The organism is Falsiroseomonas oryzae (genome assembly GCF_027856955.1).
Classification (GTDB): Bacteria; Pseudomonadota; Alphaproteobacteria; order Acetobacterales; family Acetobacteraceae; genus Falsiroseomonas; species Falsiroseomonas oryzae.
Window position 1 is genome coordinate 1 of record NZ_JAPSMD010000878.1, and the last position, 976, is coordinate 976.

A 976-nucleotide genomic window follows, 5' to 3' on the forward strand; every position below is an offset into this window, starting at 1 on the left:
CCTCGGTGCGCGGGGCTGCCATGCCGCGCTGGTGCCGGGCGCGGCGCCCGACCTCGCCGCCATCGCGCAGCGCACGGGCGTGCGCGCGCTGGGCCAGGGCAGCTTCGGCATCTGCGTGCCCTCGATCGGGCTCAACGCCTCGCTCGCGCATCTCCCGCCGCGGCGCGGGCGTCTCGCGCTGGTCTGCCAGTCCTCCGCCCTGGCGCGCGCGGTGCTGGACTGGGCCGAGAGCGAGAGCGTGGGTTTCAGCCACGTCATCGGCATCGGCGGCAATGCCGATCTCGGCTTCGCCCATGCGCTGGACTGGCTCTCGCGCGATCCCGGGACGGGGGCGATCCTGCTGGACCTGCGGCGCATCAAGAACCGGCGGCAATTCGTCTCGGCGGCGCGCGCCGCGGCGCGCACGCGCCCGGTTGTGGCGATCCGCGCGGGCGGGCGGCTGATGGATGCGACAGGCACGGCGGACGCGGTGATGGAGGCGGCGCTGCGCCGCGCCGGCGTGCTGCGCGTGACGGGACTCGACGACCTGCTCTCGGCGGCGGAGACGCTGGCGCGGGTGAAGCTCTCGCCGCGTGGCGGCGCGGGCGACCGCATCGCCATCGTCTCCAACGCCACGGGGCTGGCGCATCTGGCGGCCGATGCGGTGCTGTCGGCCGGCGCGCGGCTGGCGGAGCTGCCGGACGAGGCGCTCGCCTGCCTGGCACTTGGCCTGCCGCAGGGCTGGGCCGGGCGGAATCCGATCACGCTTGGCCCGCTGACCGGCACGAAGCTGGGCGAGGCCGCGGCGATGCTCGCGGCGCTGCCGCAGGTGGATGCGGTGATCGCGCTGCACGCGCCTGTCGCCGGTGAGAACGCGGAGACCATCTCCGCCGCGCTGGCCGCGGCCGCGAAGGCGACGCGGGCGGCGCCGGTGCTGGTGTGCTGGGCCGGCCAGGCGACAGCGGGCGCGCAGCGGGAGGCGCTGGCGAAGGCGGGG

At 76.7% G+C, this 976-nt stretch carries 1 pseudogene; it reads left to right on the forward strand.

Going from position 1 to position 976, the window contains the following annotated elements:
• Positions 1–976, forward strand: a pseudogene (locus OZN99_RS32405) (GNAT family N-acetyltransferase); the annotation flags it as partial.